Source organism: Mammaliicoccus sciuri, from assembly GCF_025561425.1.
Classification (GTDB): Bacteria; Bacillota; Bacilli; order Staphylococcales; family Staphylococcaceae; genus Mammaliicoccus; species Mammaliicoccus sciuri_A.
This window is the reverse complement of the sequence record NZ_CP094824.1, coordinates 893,392-909,458: the sequence shown is the minus strand read 5'-3', so window position 1 is coordinate 909,458 and position 16,067 is coordinate 893,392. Positions and strand designations below refer to the sequence as shown.

Sequence of the window (16,067 nt, the reverse complement as noted above, 5' to 3'; positions counted from 1 at the left end):
GGGATTTAGTACAGTTTCACTTCTTTATTTATTTTTAAATATAAATTTTTCAACTTCATAAAAAACTTTATAATTAACTTTTGATAAACAAATTTCGTGTGGTCCTTTATCAATTTCAACTAAACGTGCATGCTTTATTCTCTTCACTAAATTTCTCGATTTCTCAATTGGAACGAGACCATCTATTGTGCCATGTATGATTAACGTTTTTGATGCTATTTGTTCTGGAACATATAGCGCACTTTGCTGTAATTTTTTAAATGCCACAAATGATTTATAGTTTATTTTGATTGTACGTCTCACCATAAAATCAAGAATCTTCAAATCTGCATATCTCATATTATTGATAAATGTATAAGGAGACTTCACCAAGTATTGTATATTGATATTTTCAAAAGCTGGTGCAATTAACACTAATTGATCGGGTTGTTTAATTTTAGCTAACAAACCTGCAATTATGCCACCCATTGAAAATCCAATCACAATGACTTTATCTGATTTCTTTCTTAATATTTCATAAGATTGTTTCGCTCGCTCAAACCACATATCTTCATTTGTATCTTTAATCAATAAATTCAAGCCATGTCCTGGGTATTCTGGTGCTTCAATTATAAAATCATAGCGACTACTCAAATATTCAATTAATGGTAATAACTCATAACGACCACCTGTATAACCATGTAAAAACAGGATACCTAATTTCATATTAGCGCGTTAATAATCGTTTCGAGTGACATACCTCTAGAACCTTTAAACAAAGTGATAGAGTCTTCATTTAATTGATTTTTTAAATAGTCTGTTATTTCCTCTTTATGCTCAAAGTGATAAGTTTCAGGTATATATGCTTTCGCAATATTTGATATATGAGCCGCTTCTTCACCATATGTGATTAACGTTTGTATAGCTTTATGTTCTAAATAATAGCCAACTTGCTCATGCATCTCTTTACTCATTTCACCTAATTCTAATACATCCGCAAGAATAAGTGTCTTATCCGTTTGTTCCATATTATGCAGAGTATCAATTGCTGCTTTCATACTTGTTGGACTTGCATTATAGGCATCATTAATGAGTAAACCATATTGGTTAGTTTCAATTCTTTGCATGCGCATATCCGTTAATACAAGATCATCTAGAGAACTTTGAATAACGTCTTCTGTTACACCTAAATGTTTAGCAACTTGTATTGCATATGTGGCATTTTTAACATTGTGTTCACCTAATATATTTAAATGATAAATGAAATGACTATTATTCAATTGAAAATTGATACCATGACTTGATGATTGATTCGTTTTGATAATCACATCATTATCATTCGCTATCCCTACAGATAGTTTGTCATGTTTCATTTCAGATACGAAAGGTTTAAGTAATGGTTCATCACCATCGTATATGAATAGTCCTTTATCTTTTAGACCTTCTGTAATTTCAAATTTGGCTTTTGCAATACCTTCTCTAGAACCTAAATCTTGCATATGAGACTCACCAATATTCGTGATAATGGCAACATCAGGTTCAGCTAAATGTGTTAATTCACTAATTTCACCAAATCCACTCATACCCATTTCTAGAATGGATACTTCAGTATCTTCATCTAAGTCTAGTATCGTCAATGGACAACCAATCTCATTATTATAATTTCCTTGTGTCTTCTTAACTTTAAATGATTTATTCAACACACATTCAACCATATCTTTAGTTGTTGTTTTACCATTTGAACCAGTAATTGCCACAACTTTAGGATTTACATATTTCAAATATGCTTTAGCTAAACTTTGTAATGCTGCTAAAGTGTCATCAACAAAAATAATGGGTCCTTCTGGCGGATTTGGTACATCTTTTTGCCAAAATGATGCACCTGCACCATCATCAAGTGTTTGACGTACAAATTTATGACCATCTACATTTTCACCTTTAAATGGTATAAACAAATTTGATTTAGCAATTTTTCTTGAGTCTATACATGTACCTTGAACAACGACATCAAGGTATTCGTCTTGAATGTCACAATCAATCCACTCTTTAATTTTACATAAATTAATATTCATTCTATTTACCCTCAGTCAATTTTATATTTGATATTCTTCTTGTTATCGTATCGTTCAATAGCAAGTTCAATCAACTTAGTTATAAGCTCTGTATAGCTTAAGTTCATGTTCTCCCATAGTAATGGATACATGCTGTATTGTGTAAATCCTGGCATTGCATTTGTTTCATTAATATAAATTGTATTATCTTCTGTTAAGAAGAAGTCTGCTCTTACCAATCCAGAACAATCTGTTGCTTTAAAAGCTTCAATAGCCATATTTCTTAAAGTTGTTGCTGTTTCTTCATCTACATCAGCAGGTATTTGAAGTTTAACTTTGCCATCTTTATATTTCGATTTATAATCATAAAATTGTACATCTTTAATAACTTCACCTGGTAAAGTTGTTTCTGGATAATCATTTCCTAATACGGCTACTTCAATTTCTCTTGCATCAACACCTTGTTCGATAACAAGTTTACGGTCAAATTGAAATGCTTCTTCAATACCAGAAATTAATTCTTCTTTATTCGTACATTTACTAATACCAACACTAGATCCTAAATTTGCTGGTTTAACGAATACAGGATATTCAAGTTTATTTTGAATAAGCTCCACTATATTATGTTCATATTTCTCGTATTCACTTTTTAAGAAACTTACATATGGTAATTGAGGTAATCCTCTGTGAGCGAATAAATGTTTCATCACTAATTTATCCATAGAACTTGATGCTGCAAGTACACCATTACCAACATAAGGAATATCCAATACTTCAAATAAACCTTGAATTGTACCGTCTTCTCCGTTAGGGCCGTGTAATAAAGGAAATACTGCGCTATATGCGTTTCCATCATTACTCGCTTCTAATAATTTAGATATCGGTGTTAATGTTTCGCTTGATAATTTTAATTGTTCTATATCTTCGACTTTTCCATCGATAGATTGCTCGCTTTTAATCCAATCCCCATCATTTGTAATATAAATAATATCAATTATGTATTTAGATAGATCAACTGCATTGATCACATTTTGAGCCGTTAAAATTGATACATCGTGCTCTGCACTTTTCCCACCATATATAATGCAAATATTTTTTTTAGACATATATAAGCCTCCAAGTAGATTATTAGCCTATATTTTATCATGTTTTTAGCTATTGTTGCACGTATCAACATGACTATTTTAAAAATAACGCTTTTCTGAATAGCAAAAATGTATCACTTTATGTACAATCAAGTTATAATGAAAATTATGAAATTTAGTGTTAATTAAAGGAGTCTTTTAATGGAAACTTCTACTCGTACATTAAATAAATCGTTTCTAGAAAGAATAGATTGGCGATTAATTACGATTATTCTTATCTTATTTGGAACGAGTTGTTTAATAATCAATTCTGCAATGTCTGGCGGACAATATGAAACAAACTTTTTACTTAAACAAGTCTTATACTATGTGCTTGGTTTTATTTTAGCCATTGCCTTAATGTTCATATCTCCAAAGACACTGAGAAAATATGTTTGGATTATATACATAATTGGAAACTTATCATTAGTTGGACTATTAATCCTGCCTGAATCTAGCTTTACACCTATTATTAATGGTGCTAAAAGTTGGTATAGACTAGGACCTGTCAGTATCCAACCATCTGAGTTTATGAAAATCATTTTAATTATTACGCTAGCTAATGTTATCTATCAACATAATAGATTTACTTACAACAAATCATTATCAAGAGACTTTAATTTATTACTAAAAATTGGTTTAACTTCATTAGTACCAATGTTATTAATACTTTTGCAAAATGATTTAGGGACAACACTTGTATTAATTGCGATCATTCTTGGTATCGTTGTTGTTTCTGGCGTGACATGGAGAATACTCGCACCAGCATTTATCGCTTTATTCGGAATTGGTTCAAGTATCATTTTATTAATGATTTTTAAACCAAATGTGATTGAGAAAGTTTCAGGTATTAAGACGTATCAATTAGGACGTATTAATTCTTGGCTAGATCCATATGCATACAGTTCAGGTGATGGATACCATTTAACAGAATCATTAAAAGCCATTGGTTCTGGTCAAATATTTGGTAAAGGTTTAAATAACGGTGAAGTTTATATCCCTGAGAATCATACCGATTTTATTTTTTCAATCATTGGTGAAGAATTTGGATTTATTGGAACGATGGCTGTACTGATTATTTTCTTAGCGTTATTCATACACTTAATTAGAATGGCTACTACGACACGTCATCCTTTTAATGTAGTATTTATAATCGGATATTTATCATTCGTACTATTCCACGTTGTACAAAATATCGGTATGACCATTCAATTACTACCTATCACAGGTATCCCATTACCATTTATAAGTTATGGTGGTTCAGCTTTATGGTCATTAATGGCAGGTGTCGGTATATTACTATCTATCTATTACCACGAAAAAGAGAAATTTACTGAATCCGACCAAAAAGCCGGCATATAAAAAACCGCATCCTCAATTTGAGGACGCGGTTTTTAGTTTACCCATTTATTTCAACTTGTTAGTTGCAACATTCGGCAAACTACGCATTATTTCTAATCGTGACTTAGTTTCTGTTATGTTTACGCCTAATGATGATAAAAGTTTGACCACATTCTTTACCTTTGACTTAGGTTGATTCATGGGTACCACCTCTTATTCAATTTAATTACCTTAAGTTCATTCTACTCTAAATTAAGTAGTTTGACTATAGTTCATTCGGCCTATATTGTTATTTTTTTGTTTAATTTGTTATTTTTTTATAATAATTATATGAATGATATCTTAAACAACTTCATATCCAGCATCGAAAATAGCATTTTCGATATTATCGATACTTGCAGGATCTTCATAAACGACACGTACTTGATTATCATCAGGACTAGCAACAACTTCTTTTACACCGATTAATTGGCCTACTGATTCCTCAACTGCTTGTTTGCAATGTCCACAAGACATACCTTCAACATTAATGATTTGTTCTTTCATTTATAACACTCCTATATATTTAAATGATATTTTAACTGATGCCTTTTCATAATCATTATATGCATATGTTTTAGAAGGGTCAAATACAACCTTTTCAATTTTAATTTAAATGTATTATACTAGTTTAAGATAAAGAAACGGAGGCATTGATATGAACTACTTCTCATATTTTTCATTTGATTTTTCCATCATAGTATCAGTGCTACTTATTACAGCATTTATTCTGAATGTTGTGTTTGGATTTATTATCATTTTCTTAGAACCTAGAGAAGCTGGTGCAATTTGGGCTTGGTTGTTAGTGCTTTTATTTGTTCCGATATTAGGATTTATACTTTACTTGCTATTTGGGAGACAAATTCAAAGAAAGAGTATTTTCAACTTAGATGAACAAGATAAAATAGGTCTTGAACACATCATAAATGAACAAATCAAAGCAATTGATGAAAATAATTTCGAAATTGATAAGCCTGAGATTTCTAATTATAAGCATCTGATTCATATGTTGCTTTACAATAACTCAGCCTTCTTAACGACTGATAACAAAGTTGAAATGTTTACAGATGGACATGATAAATTCGATGCACTTATTGAAGATATTAGAAAAGCTGAGTCATATATTCATATTCAATATTATATCTTTAAGAAGGATAACTTAGGTAAAAAGATCTTATTTGAACTTGAAAAGAAACTTCAAGAAGGATTAGAAGTTAAAATGTTATACGACGATATGGGTTCTCGAAAATTAAATTTATCTTCATTTAAAAAATTTAGAGCTCAAGGTGGAGAAGTTGCAAGTTTCTTTCCTTCTAAACTACCACTCATTAACTTTAGAATGAACAACCGTAACCATAGAAAGATTGTTGTGATTGATGGAAAAGTTGGTTACGTAGGCGGCTTTAATGTAGGAGACGAATATTTAGGTTTAGATAAAAAATTTGGTTATTGGCGTGATACGCACTTAAGATTAGAAGGCGACTCAGTCAATGCATTACAGCTTAGGTTTATGTTGGACTGGAACTCTCAATCTACACGTGACAAGATGCGCTATGAACCCAAATATTTCCCTGATGTTGAGTCTGGCGGAAAAGTTGGTATTCAAATTGCATCAAGTGGCCCCGATGAAGAATGGGAACAAATCAAATATGGTTATTTAAAAATGATATCTGAAGCTAAAAAGCATATTTACATTCAAACACCTTATTTCATTCCAGATTTATCATTTTTAGATGCGATTAAGATTGCTGCCCTATCAGGCGTAGATGTTAATGTGATGATTCCTAATAAGCCCGATCACCCATTTGTTTATTGGGCAACATTTGCCAATGTCGGAGAATTAATAAAAGCTGGCGTCAAAGTTCATATTTATGAAAAAGGCTTTATACACACGAAGATGGTGGCCATAGATGATGAAGTTGTAAGTATTGGTACAGCAAACATGGATAATAGAAGCTTCGTATTAAACTTCGAAGTTAATGCCTTTATTTACGACGAAGAAATCGCAAAGAATTCACGATTAGCTTATGAGAATGATATGACACATTCATCATTATTAACAGTTGAAAGATATGAAAATAGAAGCACGTGGATTAAATTAAAAGAAGGTATAGCACGTTTACTATCACCTTTACTATAAATTCTAAACAGGTAGAAGAGATGATTGATCAAACTTTTCTACCTGTTTTTTTAAGGAGAAAGATATGAATAAAGAACAGATTATTAAAGAAGCAGAATCATATGTTAGAACATTACACCAAAACGATACGACTGGTCATGACTTTGAGCATATTCTAAGAGTAAGACATCATGCTCTAGATATTGCACAGTTTGAGGACGTGGATTTATTCGTAGTTGAATTAGCAAGTTTACTACATGATGCTGTTGATAAGAAATTATTCAAAGATGCGAATACAGCGTGGCAACAACTTTATCAATGGATGAATGACATGGATATAAGCGAAACGATTCAAATAGAGATTATCCATATTCTAAAGTATGTTAGTTATAATGGTGGTAAAAATGAAGGTAAACTTACAAGCTTAGCAGGAAAGATCGTTCAAGACGCAGACCGTATAGATGCGATTGGCGCGATAGGAATAGCTAGAACATTTCAATATGCCGGTCATTTTAAAGAACCTATGCATATCTCTTCTCAACAACCGCGTAATTTAAATGATCTACAAGAAGGTCAATATCATGATGAACCGAATACGGCAATCAATCATTTTTACGAAAAATTATTATTATTAAAAGATTTAATGAATACTAAACGAGGCAAACAAATCGCTGAAGAACGTCATCTATTTATGGAAAACTTTTTAAAACAATTTTATAAAGAATGGGATGTCACTAAAAAAACAAACTAATCACGATGATTAGTTTGTTTTTTTGCTTTTATTTCTTTTTCTTTTTATTAGATACGAGTTTAGCTGGTTTCTTCTCTTTGTTAGCTTCTTGTTGATTTCTTTCATGTGCTTCAATGATTGGTTTCATTTCTTCTTCAACTTTGTTGTTATAGAAGACATTACCTAACCATGTTTGAACAACTAAGAATGCACCACCGACTGCCCAGTATAAACCTAATGCAGATGCTGAAATGTATGACATCCAAATAATCATAATTGGAGAAATAAACATCATCATTCTCATCATATTTTTCTGTTCATCTGGAACATTCGCATACTTCATAGAAACAAATGCTTGTAATGCATAAATGATACCTGCAATGATCGTAATAATTAAATCAGGTTCAGTTAAATTAAACCATAAGAAATTCGGATATTCTGTAATTCCGCCTTCAGTAGGATATTTTAATACATAGAATAATCCCATGACGATTGGCATTTGTATAACGATTGGTAAACAACCCATGTTCATAGGATTAATACCATGTTTTTTGTATAATGCCATCATTTCTTGATTGGCTGCCATTTTTTCTTCTTGAGTACGAGCACGTTTAACTTTTTCTTGAATTGCTTCCATTTCAGGTTTAGCAAGTTTCATTTTTTCACGCATTAACTTTTGATTCTTGTACGTCTTCATCATAAATGGGAATAACGCAAAACGAACAATTAATGTTATAACAATAATAGCTAGACCATAATCGTGATTCAAATTTGTACCAAGCCAATGAATAACACTATCCATCGGTTTTACGAATGTATTATAAAAGAATCCATCCCTATTCTCAGGTTTAGAATAATCACAACCAGCTAGCACAACCATTACACCAAATAATAATGGCCATAAAGCTTTTTTCTTCATTTTTCCACCTCTATTGATATACTCACATAAAACTCATTCTATCATAGAATAGCGACAACATAAATCAATATATTAATTTTATCAAATATTTTTATACTGTTTATGAAAGCCCTTCACAGTTTGTTCAATATTTTGACTTTTCGCTATAGCAGAAATAACACTTACACCATTTGCGCCAGCTTTAATAAGCGGTTGTACATCAACTTCAGTAATGCCACCGATTGCAACGATAGGAATATTTTGATTGATTTTTCTCATGTTCTCAATCATTTGATATCCACCTTCTTCTCCTGCATCAGCTTTAGAATTTGTAGAATGTATAGGTCCGGTTCCAATATAATCCACTTCGGATATATCAGATTGATCATATTCCATTTTATTTGCAACACTCAAGCCAATGATTTTGTCTTTAAACTTATCTTTAAAATCAGATACGTTTCGGTCATCTTGTCCAACATGAATACCATCAGCATTTAATTTAATTGTTAAATCTACATCATCATTAACGATAAATGGAACTTGATATTGCTTGCAAAGCTCAAATAAAGATTGCGCAAGGGCTTCTTTTTCTGCCCCTTTTTTACTCGTCTTACCTTTTTCACGAAACTGAAACATCGTGATGCCTGCCTTTAAAGCTTCTTCAACAACTCTTATAAGATTACCATCAGTAATGTCTTGACTGCCTGCTATAAAATATACTTTTAACGTTTTTGGATCAAACATTTAGTTCACTTCTTTCACAATCTTTTTCTCTTTAACAATTTCTTCTGTTATAACATTCAGTTGATCTATAAACGAAATTTGGAATGTACCAGGTAAATGTGCTCCAGGTTGTTGATATGCCAACTCACTTGCAATATTATATGTTGATAATGCTTCTTCTAATACGTCTATTGTGATGTTTTTTTCATGAGATAAGAATGCAGCAATTACCCCACCTAATAAACAACCTCCACCAGTTACTTTCGTTAACATCTCACTACCATTGTGCAATTCAATGATTTTATTATGACATGCAATGACATCGACTTTACCAGTTATGATAATCGGTAGCTTTAATTGTTGATGTGCTTTTTTCGCAATTTTAACAGCATCAAGCGTATCATCACTATCTGTACCTTTCATAATCGTATCTTCTTCTATAAGCGCTAATATTTCTGATGCATTGCCTCTTATAACATCAACTACTTCATCATTTAATAATGTCGTACAAAAAGTCTTTCTTAATTGTGATGCACCAACAGCAACTGGATCTAGAACTACTGGAACATCACTTTGATGCATAATTTCAGCATATTGCTTCATATCATAAGCTTTATCAGTCGTAATCGTGCCTATGTTAAGAAGAAAAGCACCTGCTGCTTTTGAGAATTCTTCTGCTTCTTCAGGTTCTTCACTCATTGCTGGACTCGCACCTAATGAAATTAAACCATTAGCTGTAAAGTTTTTAACAACATCATTTGTATAACATACGATTAATAGACTATTTTCTCTAATATTTGTTAATTTACTCATAATCTAATCCCTCTATCTTTTGATATGCAAAGTGGTTTACTGGACCTCTACCTTTGCCTATTTCAGGTGTATATTGAATAGCTAAAGTAATAAATCTTTTAGCTACTTCTACCGCTTCTTCAATTGTATGACCTTTAGCTAATTCTGCTGTTATCACTGCACTAAATGTACAACCTGTTCCATGTGTATGTTTCGTATTAAATCTTTCACTTTTCCGACTTTTCACACCATTTTCAGTAAATAAATAGTCGATTGCATCACCTTCCAGATGCCCACCTTTTATAACGACACCTTTAGATCCAATTTCATTTAAGAAAAATGCACCAGCTTTTTTAATTTCTTCTTCAGTTTGAATTTTAAATCCAGTAATATCTTCTGCTTCTGGAATATTTGGTGTAACAACTGTAGCTAATGGTAATAATATTTCTTTAAGTTTCCCTTTCCCTTCATCACCCATTAGCGCATCACCACTTTTAGCAACCATGACTGGGTCAATTACATACGGCTTACCAGATTGTTCAATAAATGGTTTAATCGATTGCATCATTTCTTCTGATGCAATCATACCTGTTTTGATAGCATGTGGTACTTCGTCATCAAAGACACTTTTTAATTGGTTTTCAATAACTTCAACAGGTAAATGGTAAACATCTTGTACACCTAGACTGTTTTGAGAAACGATACTAGTAGCAACTGCCATTCCATAAACGCCTGACGCATGAAATGACTTCAAATCTGCCATAATACCCGCTCCACCACTTGGGTCCGTTCCAGCAATCGTTAATGCTATATTCGGTTTTTTCATTGTAATCCACCTCAAATTTATATTTATAATCCTTTTATCTATAACTTCATAAAAAATGACCTCTTTCATAAGAAAGAGGTCAATTAATAGTTGTAAAAACGTTCATCGACCACTTTCCTACGTTGGCATTATCCAAATCAGGTGTTAAGGGACTGAATTAAATCATCTCAGCCAATTGGCGCCCCTAGCAGTCACTCATATATTCAGTTTATTTAAGATTATCAAATAGACGTATTGTGGTCAAATTAAAAAATCGCCTAGGATATTTCCTAGGCGATTGGATAAATTAATTTATAGCCACTTTAGATTAAAGTGTGTGGCTTACCACCATCCGTTAGCTTGACGGAAAGCAATAGCAGCTGATTCTGAACCGTAACGGCTTTTAGCGTAGTTTAACATACCTTTAGTTTGTGTAGCTACTGAACCAGTACCCCAAGATTCTTTAGTTTGGCCAAGACCACGGTATCCAGCTGGGTTAACTGCATTTGGATTACCACTTGATTCTGGTAATACAATTGCATTCCACATAGCTTCTGAACCACCAGCAGCTAAGAATTGAGCTTTAGTAGATCCACCAGTGCTAGCTGTTGAAGTTTGAGTAGTTCTAACTTTTTGAGCTGGCGCTTGGTATGATTGTTGAGCTGGTGCTTTATATGTTTGTTGTGCTGGCGCTTGGTAAGATTGAACAGGCGCTTGGTAGCTTTGTTGTTGAGCTGGAGCTGCAACTTGTTCTTGAGTTTGTTGAACTGGCGCTTGTTGTGCTACAGGCGCTTTGGCTGGCTCAGCTGATTGAGCTGGTGCTTGTAATGATAAAGTTTGTCCAACAATGATTAGATCTGAAGATAAGTTGTTCCATGCTTTTAATTGAGATACAGTTACATCGTATTTAGCTGCGATTTCACCTAAAGTATCTCCTGCTACTACAGTGTATTCTGTAGTTGATTCTGAACTTTTCTCGTTAACCTTGATTACTTGGTTAGGGAAGATTAAGTTAGATTTTAAACCATTTTCTGCTTTAATAGCACTTACTGAAGTACCGTATTGTTGTGAAATACTACCTAAAGTATCACCAGATTTTACTGTATGTGTTGCTGCATCGGCTGTAGCTGTTACCCCTGTAGTAACTGCAACTGCCGCAGTTGAAACTGCTAATAATTTTTTCATGATTGAATGTTTCCTCCTGTAAGGTTTTCACTTTTTATATGATTTTTACTGTTTAAACTATACCACTAATTTTTATGTCATAGGTTACAGCTATATGAAAAAATTAGAGCTAATATTACAGTTAGATTACGTTGATTTTCAGACAATATTCTGAATATTAATGATTAAAATAGCTAAACAAAGGGATTTATAAAGATTGAACAAAATTAATTATCAGACAATTTGTCATATTCATGTAATTTTTTAAACAATTACTTTTAATTATGTATACTTGCTGCCCTACAGCAAGACAGCAAGTCTCGGAATTTAGAATCAAGAATATTTATTTTCGGAAGTATTTCTATAAACAGTTTTTATTGAAGTTTAATGCTACGAGGTTGTTACTTTTGATGCATCAGCATCAGGAGTTTGTTGTTCAGTTTCTTTAATAACGTCAACGACATTATGATATTCGCTATATAACTTTTCATCTAAGTTATTTTCACCATTTTCTTTAGCTAATGCTTCAGCTCGTAATTTTTCTTTTGCTACTTTAGATGAAAGGTCACTAGCATAACTTTCAGCACTTTCACTAATTAATTCACTCATTTCCTCTTTCGTTTGAGGGATCGTTGATTTACTTGATGCAGGCATATTTAAGAATTTAATCGTTTCACATATAATTTCTGTTATATAGTGTTTCTTATCATCTTTAACATATGCTCTTGATTGAATTTGCCCCGTTAATGCAACAAGCTGTCCCTTCTTAGTATATTCATGAATATTATGTGCAAGTTTACCAAATGCTTTACATACAATAAAATCAACAGCAATCGTGCCATCTTTAGTCTTATATCCGCGTTCAACAGCTAAACAAAATGTAGAAATGATAATTTCGCCTTTCTTATAATATGCAGGGTCCTTAGTTAAACGTCCAACTAATACAGATTTATTTAACATATTCTCACCTCCTTATACTTATAATATAATGAGTCAATTTTTTTCAGTCAAAGTCCGATAAATCATAAAATAAACACTTATTCTTCACTTTATTTTATGATTATTGTTATTTCATCCAAAAGTGCTTTATAATAGATAATAAAGTTAAACATTCGTAGATTTAACGATAAGGGGGATGTTTATGAAAACATTTAAAGCCGTACGCTTTCAAATTGTAGATGATGAACAGATTACAGAATATGAATTATTAGATGGTATCATTATAAATAAAGAAAATAGTGGTACAGGATGGCTACTAGAGATTTTAATTTCAGATATCCATTATGAACAAATGAAAGAATATCACGATAACCAAACCTTACTTGATACACGTGTCGTAATAACTAGACCTTCAAACGACCCAGCATTATTTGATGCAACCATCAAATACATAGAACAACTAGACGATAAAATATCCGTCGTATTTGAATGTCATATCTATACATTACGACAAGTATATGCAGAACGATTATTAGAGCAGCTCATAGATGAAGGCTTATCAGGAGATGAGCTTAAAACATCATTTAATAGATTGATGCAATCTAAACCAAAATTAAAAGACGAAAAAAGCAATATATAAAGAAAAAACTAGGACAGCTAACGGTCCTAGTTTTTTCCTACGATTTGTCAACTACTACGTAGTAAAAAATATTTAAAATTGGCATCACTAAATAAGCCTTTATTATTTAATAATTTTTTCAATATGTTATGATTTAGATGAATATATTATCCGTGTGGAGACAAGTGATAATCATATTCTTTATTATTTATTACGAGATAATGAATGGTTTTAAGTAGTTTGTTAATGCAAGCTACTGATGCAGTCTTGTGGCCTTTGCCATTAGGCTGCTTTTTTAATTTGTAATAATAGTCGATAATATGATTTTTAAATAACCTTTGACCCAACAGAAAATTTTTAATGATTAAGTAAAATAATGATCTAGCATGTTTGTTTCCACGTTTGTTTATTTTATCTTTAAAATGCGTTTTACCAGACTGATATCTTTTTATATCAATACCTACATATGCATTCAATTGCTTATGAGAATCAAAGGATTTGATATCACCTAATTCGCCAATAATCATTATGGCAGTTAAATCACCAATGCCAAGAATAGATTTAATTATTTTAAATTCTTCAAATTCTTCAGCTAACATTAATAATCTTTGTTTTATAGAAGCATGCCGTTTCATTAGGCTTAATAAATCTTCAATCACATAAACTAATTTATCTGTTAAAAATGAATCTTTAGAAACAGAAGGATAACTGACCATAGAGAACTCTACGAGTTTATTTGCATATTGTGCTTTCTTTTTCTCTGATAGATTTTTTTCTGTACAACTATTAATTATCTTTTTTAGTTCTTCTATATCATTAGAATCAACAAAGTCCGGATGTGGGAACTTACTAGCTACTTGTAAAGCCAATTTTGAATATCTGTCCTTAAATAGGTTTTGTAATTCTGGAAAAGTCATATCTAGTAACTGAATCAATTGGTTTTTTAAGTAATTTTGTTGATTGTTAATTTCTTCATAGTATCTTGTCAGCTCTCTAATTTTTACATACTTTTCTTCCAATAAATTTCTAGAAGGTTTTTTGTTTATATTTTTAGCTAAAACAGCAAGTTTATGTGCATCAGATTTATCTGTTTTCCAGTTTCTTAAAGAATTAGTTAGTAATTTTGCCTCTAGAGGGTTAATTACACAAAACGAAATCTTATTAACGGTACAAAATTTCTCCAATACTTTTGAATATATACCAGTAGCTTCAAACAAGAAATATACTCCTGAGAAATTCTTTATATATTTCTTTAGTGAATCAAAACCATTATTATCATGGGTAATTTCAAATTCTTTAACAAATTCATTGTTTGAATAATGTGCAATAAAACTCTTTCCTTTTCCAACATCTATTCCAAAATATTCGATAAAAACCACTCCTAATCTTCTAATTTAAGAAGTTTTAACTTCACTGAACCTTACTTAGTTCATTTTCCTGTACACGATCTCAGTGGACCCAACATACTAAAATCGAATTCATAAGGAGAGTGAAGTTCTCCAGTTTTTATTACGGATTCTTTGACCCTAAAATCTATTCGGAGTACTTCTCTCTTCTACTATTTCATATTCTTAAAATAACTACCAACGGTAAGATAAAGAATATAAAAAAGTAGCGAAGCTCATCTACCGTCGTAGATTACTTCGCTACTAATCTTAGTATGTTTTATTAGATATATATTTGGGTGTTTAACGATCATTATTCTGAATTCTGGTAATTAGAACGCTGTAACTTCCATTATTCCGAATTGTGGTAGTTAGAACGCTGTAACTTCCATTATTCTGAATTCTGGTAGTTAGAACGCTGTAACTTCCATTATTCTGAATTCTGGTAGTTAGAACGCTGTAACTTCCATTATTCTGAATTGTGGTAGTTAGAACGCTGTAACTTCCATTATTCTGAATTCTGGTAGTTAGAACGTGCTAACTTAGAGACATTTCTCGGAATTCTGTCCCTAAGAAAATCAAATCATATTCAAGCAGAAAAAAAGAGAAAACAGGCGACTGTTTTCTCTTTTCTATTTATTGATCTACAATAGCAAAGCTAATTTCACAACTACATGCAACTTCTCCATCTACTGTTGCTTTTGCTGTTCCTTTTCCTATTGGACCTTTTATTTTGTTTATTTCTACTTCAAGTCTTAGAGTGTCACCTGGTGTAACTTGTTTTTTGAATCGACATTTATCAATTCCTGCAAACATTGCTAGTTTTCCTTGGTTTTCTTCTAAGCGTAACATTGCAACTGCACCTGTTTGTGCTAATGCTTCTACGATTAATACGCCTGGCATTACTGCATAATCAGGAAAATGTCCTTGGAAAAATGGTTCGTTACCTGCTACTTGTTTAATACCTACACAACGTTTTCCGTCTTCTAATTCTACTATTCTATCTAATAATAAAAATGGGTAACGGTGAGGTATAATTTTTTTAATTTCGTTAAAGTCATAAATAGTTTCCATTATGAGCTCCTTCCAGTTAAATCAAAGATGTGTTGCCAAGTTTCGGGATTAAACACCCCAAATGGATTATGAAGTATACCGTATCCAATCATAGTTCCAACAATAAATAATAAAATCATTAATACTAATAATATAAGTAATTTAATCCATAATGGAATGACACGATGCTCCACTTCCACTCCTTGAATTGTTTCTACTCTATTTCTTTGAAGTTTCTCTTTAACAGATTGATAAGTTGACTTTCTTTTTTTATCGTCAGATCTTGATGATTGTGTTTCAGCCATA

At 31.9% G+C, this 16,067-nt stretch carries 17 protein-coding genes, 1 pseudogene and 1 riboswitch; of the genes and pseudogenes, 4 read left to right on the top strand and 14 right to left on the bottom strand.

Annotated features, from left to right (window positions below; all coding sequences use genetic code 11):
- Window positions 1-24: 24 nt before the first annotated feature.
- The 3 genes from MUA60_RS04610 to MUA60_RS04600 are packed head-to-tail and all read right to left on the bottom strand — an operon-like array spanning window position 25 to window position 3,136.
- The gene (locus tag MUA60_RS04610) at window positions 25-705 is read right to left on the bottom strand and encodes an alpha/beta hydrolase (protein ID WP_262649968.1); all 681 of its coding nucleotides are present in this window, start codon (window positions 703-705) and stop codon (window positions 25-27) included.
- Window positions 702-2,051 (bottom strand): UDP-N-acetylmuramoyl-tripeptide--D-alanyl-D-alanine ligase, encoded by a 1,350-nt coding sequence (locus MUA60_RS04605; protein ID WP_262649967.1) that lies wholly within the window; start codon window positions 2,049-2,051, stop codon window positions 702-704. The genes MUA60_RS04610 and MUA60_RS04605 overlap by 4 nt, the downstream gene beginning before the upstream one ends.
- 11 nt (window positions 2,052-2,062) lie before the next feature.
- Window positions 2,063-3,136, bottom strand: coding sequence for a D-alanine--D-alanine ligase (locus MUA60_RS04600; RefSeq protein WP_262649966.1), 1,074 nt, complete (start codon window positions 3,134-3,136; stop codon window positions 2,063-2,065).
- 180 nt (window positions 3,137-3,316) lie between these two features.
- Here MUA60_RS04600 and MUA60_RS04595 point away from each other — a divergent pair, with 180 nt between their 5' ends.
- Window positions 3,317-4,516 carry an FtsW/RodA/SpoVE family cell cycle protein gene (locus MUA60_RS04595; RefSeq protein WP_262649965.1) on the top strand — a complete coding sequence of 400 codons (1,200 nt, stop codon included), beginning with the start codon at window positions 3,317-3,319 and terminating at the stop codon, window positions 4,514-4,516.
- Between the two features lie 45 nt (window positions 4,517-4,561).
- Here MUA60_RS04595 and MUA60_RS04590 read toward each other — a convergent pair whose 3' ends face one another.
- The gene (locus MUA60_RS04590; RefSeq protein WP_262649964.1) at window positions 4,562-4,696 is read right to left on the bottom strand and encodes an Lmo0850 family protein; all 135 of its coding nucleotides are present in this window, start codon (window positions 4,694-4,696) and stop codon (window positions 4,562-4,564) included.
- A gap of 141 nt (window positions 4,697-4,837) precedes the next feature.
- Window positions 4,838-5,041, bottom strand: a complete 204-nt coding sequence (locus MUA60_RS04585) for a copper ion binding protein (RefSeq protein ID WP_025904499.1) — start codon at window positions 5,039-5,041, stop codon at window positions 4,838-4,840.
- A gap of 151 nt (window positions 5,042-5,192) precedes the next feature.
- Here MUA60_RS04585 and cls point away from each other — a divergent pair, with 151 nt between their 5' ends.
- Together cls and MUA60_RS04575 are read left to right on the top strand one after the other, a co-directional pair.
- Window positions 5,193-6,674, top strand: a complete 1,482-nt coding sequence (cls, locus tag MUA60_RS04580) for a cardiolipin synthase (protein ID WP_262649962.1) — start codon at window positions 5,193-5,195, stop codon at window positions 6,672-6,674.
- 64 nt (window positions 6,675-6,738) lie between these two features.
- Window positions 6,739-7,404, top strand: coding sequence for an HD domain-containing protein (locus tag MUA60_RS04575; protein ID WP_262649961.1), 666 nt, complete (start codon window positions 6,739-6,741; stop codon window positions 7,402-7,404).
- A 28-nt stretch (window positions 7,405-7,432) separates the two neighbouring features.
- On the opposite strand, the gene yidC is transcribed toward MUA60_RS04575, so the two are convergent.
- The 6 genes and pseudogenes from yidC to MUA60_RS04545 all read right to left on the bottom strand — a co-directional run bounded on the left by yidC (window position 7,433) and on the right by MUA60_RS04545 (window position 12,725).
- Entirely contained in the window at window positions 7,433-8,302 is an 870-nt protein-coding gene (gene yidC, locus MUA60_RS04570) for a membrane protein insertase YidC (RefSeq protein WP_025904496.1), read from the bottom strand.
- Window positions 8,303-8,383: 81 nt separating this feature from the next.
- Complete coding sequence (thiE, locus tag MUA60_RS04565; RefSeq protein ID WP_262649959.1) at window positions 8,384-9,025, bottom strand: thiamine phosphate synthase; 642 nt, start codon at window positions 9,023-9,025, stop codon at window positions 8,384-8,386.
- Window positions 9,026-9,817, bottom strand: a complete 792-nt coding sequence (gene thiM / locus MUA60_RS04560; protein ID WP_262649957.1) for a hydroxyethylthiazole kinase — start codon at window positions 9,815-9,817, stop codon at window positions 9,026-9,028.
- A complete protein-coding gene (gene thiD, locus MUA60_RS04555) occupies window positions 9,810-10,622 on the bottom strand; it encodes a bifunctional hydroxymethylpyrimidine kinase/phosphomethylpyrimidine kinase (RefSeq protein WP_262649956.1) in 813 nt (270 codons plus the stop codon). Before thiD ends, thiM begins: the two co-directional genes overlap by 8 nt.
- Before the next feature lie 97 nt (window positions 10,623-10,719).
- Window positions 10,720-10,818: riboswitch (TPP riboswitch) on the bottom strand.
- Between the two features lie 125 nt (window positions 10,819-10,943).
- Window positions 10,944-11,216, bottom strand: a pseudogene (locus MUA60_RS15535) (aggregation-promoting factor C-terminal-like domain-containing protein); the annotation flags it as partial.
- Between the two features lie 939 nt (window positions 11,217-12,155).
- A complete protein-coding gene (locus MUA60_RS04545) occupies window positions 12,156-12,725 on the bottom strand; it encodes a single-stranded DNA-binding protein (RefSeq protein WP_037589776.1) in 570 nt (189 codons plus the stop codon).
- Window positions 12,726-12,906: 181 nt separating this feature from the next.
- On the opposite strand from MUA60_RS04545, the gene MUA60_RS04540 reads away from it, so the two are divergent.
- The gene (locus MUA60_RS04540) at window positions 12,907-13,344 is read left to right on the top strand and encodes a YwpF-like family protein (RefSeq protein WP_262649954.1); all 438 of its coding nucleotides are present in this window, start codon (window positions 12,907-12,909) and stop codon (window positions 13,342-13,344) included.
- A gap of 146 nt (window positions 13,345-13,490) precedes the next feature.
- Here the strand turns inward: MUA60_RS04540 and MUA60_RS04535 are convergent, their stop codons facing one another.
- The 3 genes from MUA60_RS04535 to MUA60_RS04525 all read right to left on the bottom strand — a co-directional run bounded on the left by MUA60_RS04535 (window position 13,491) and on the right by MUA60_RS04525 (window position 16,066).
- On the bottom strand, window positions 13,491-14,702 hold the full coding sequence (locus MUA60_RS04535) for an IS110 family RNA-guided transposase (protein WP_262648425.1): 1,212 nt from the start codon (window positions 14,700-14,702) through the stop codon (window positions 13,491-13,493).
- Window positions 14,703-15,344: 642 nt separating this feature from the next.
- A complete protein-coding gene (gene fabZ, locus MUA60_RS04530) occupies window positions 15,345-15,782 on the bottom strand; it encodes a 3-hydroxyacyl-ACP dehydratase FabZ (RefSeq protein WP_025904489.1) in 438 nt (145 codons plus the stop codon).
- Window positions 15,782-16,066, bottom strand: coding sequence for a DNA-directed RNA polymerase subunit beta (locus tag MUA60_RS04525; RefSeq protein ID WP_053076874.1), 285 nt, complete (start codon window positions 16,064-16,066; stop codon window positions 15,782-15,784). The genes fabZ and MUA60_RS04525 overlap by 1 nt, the downstream gene beginning before the upstream one ends.
- Between the last annotated feature and the right edge of the window lies 1 nt (window position 16,067).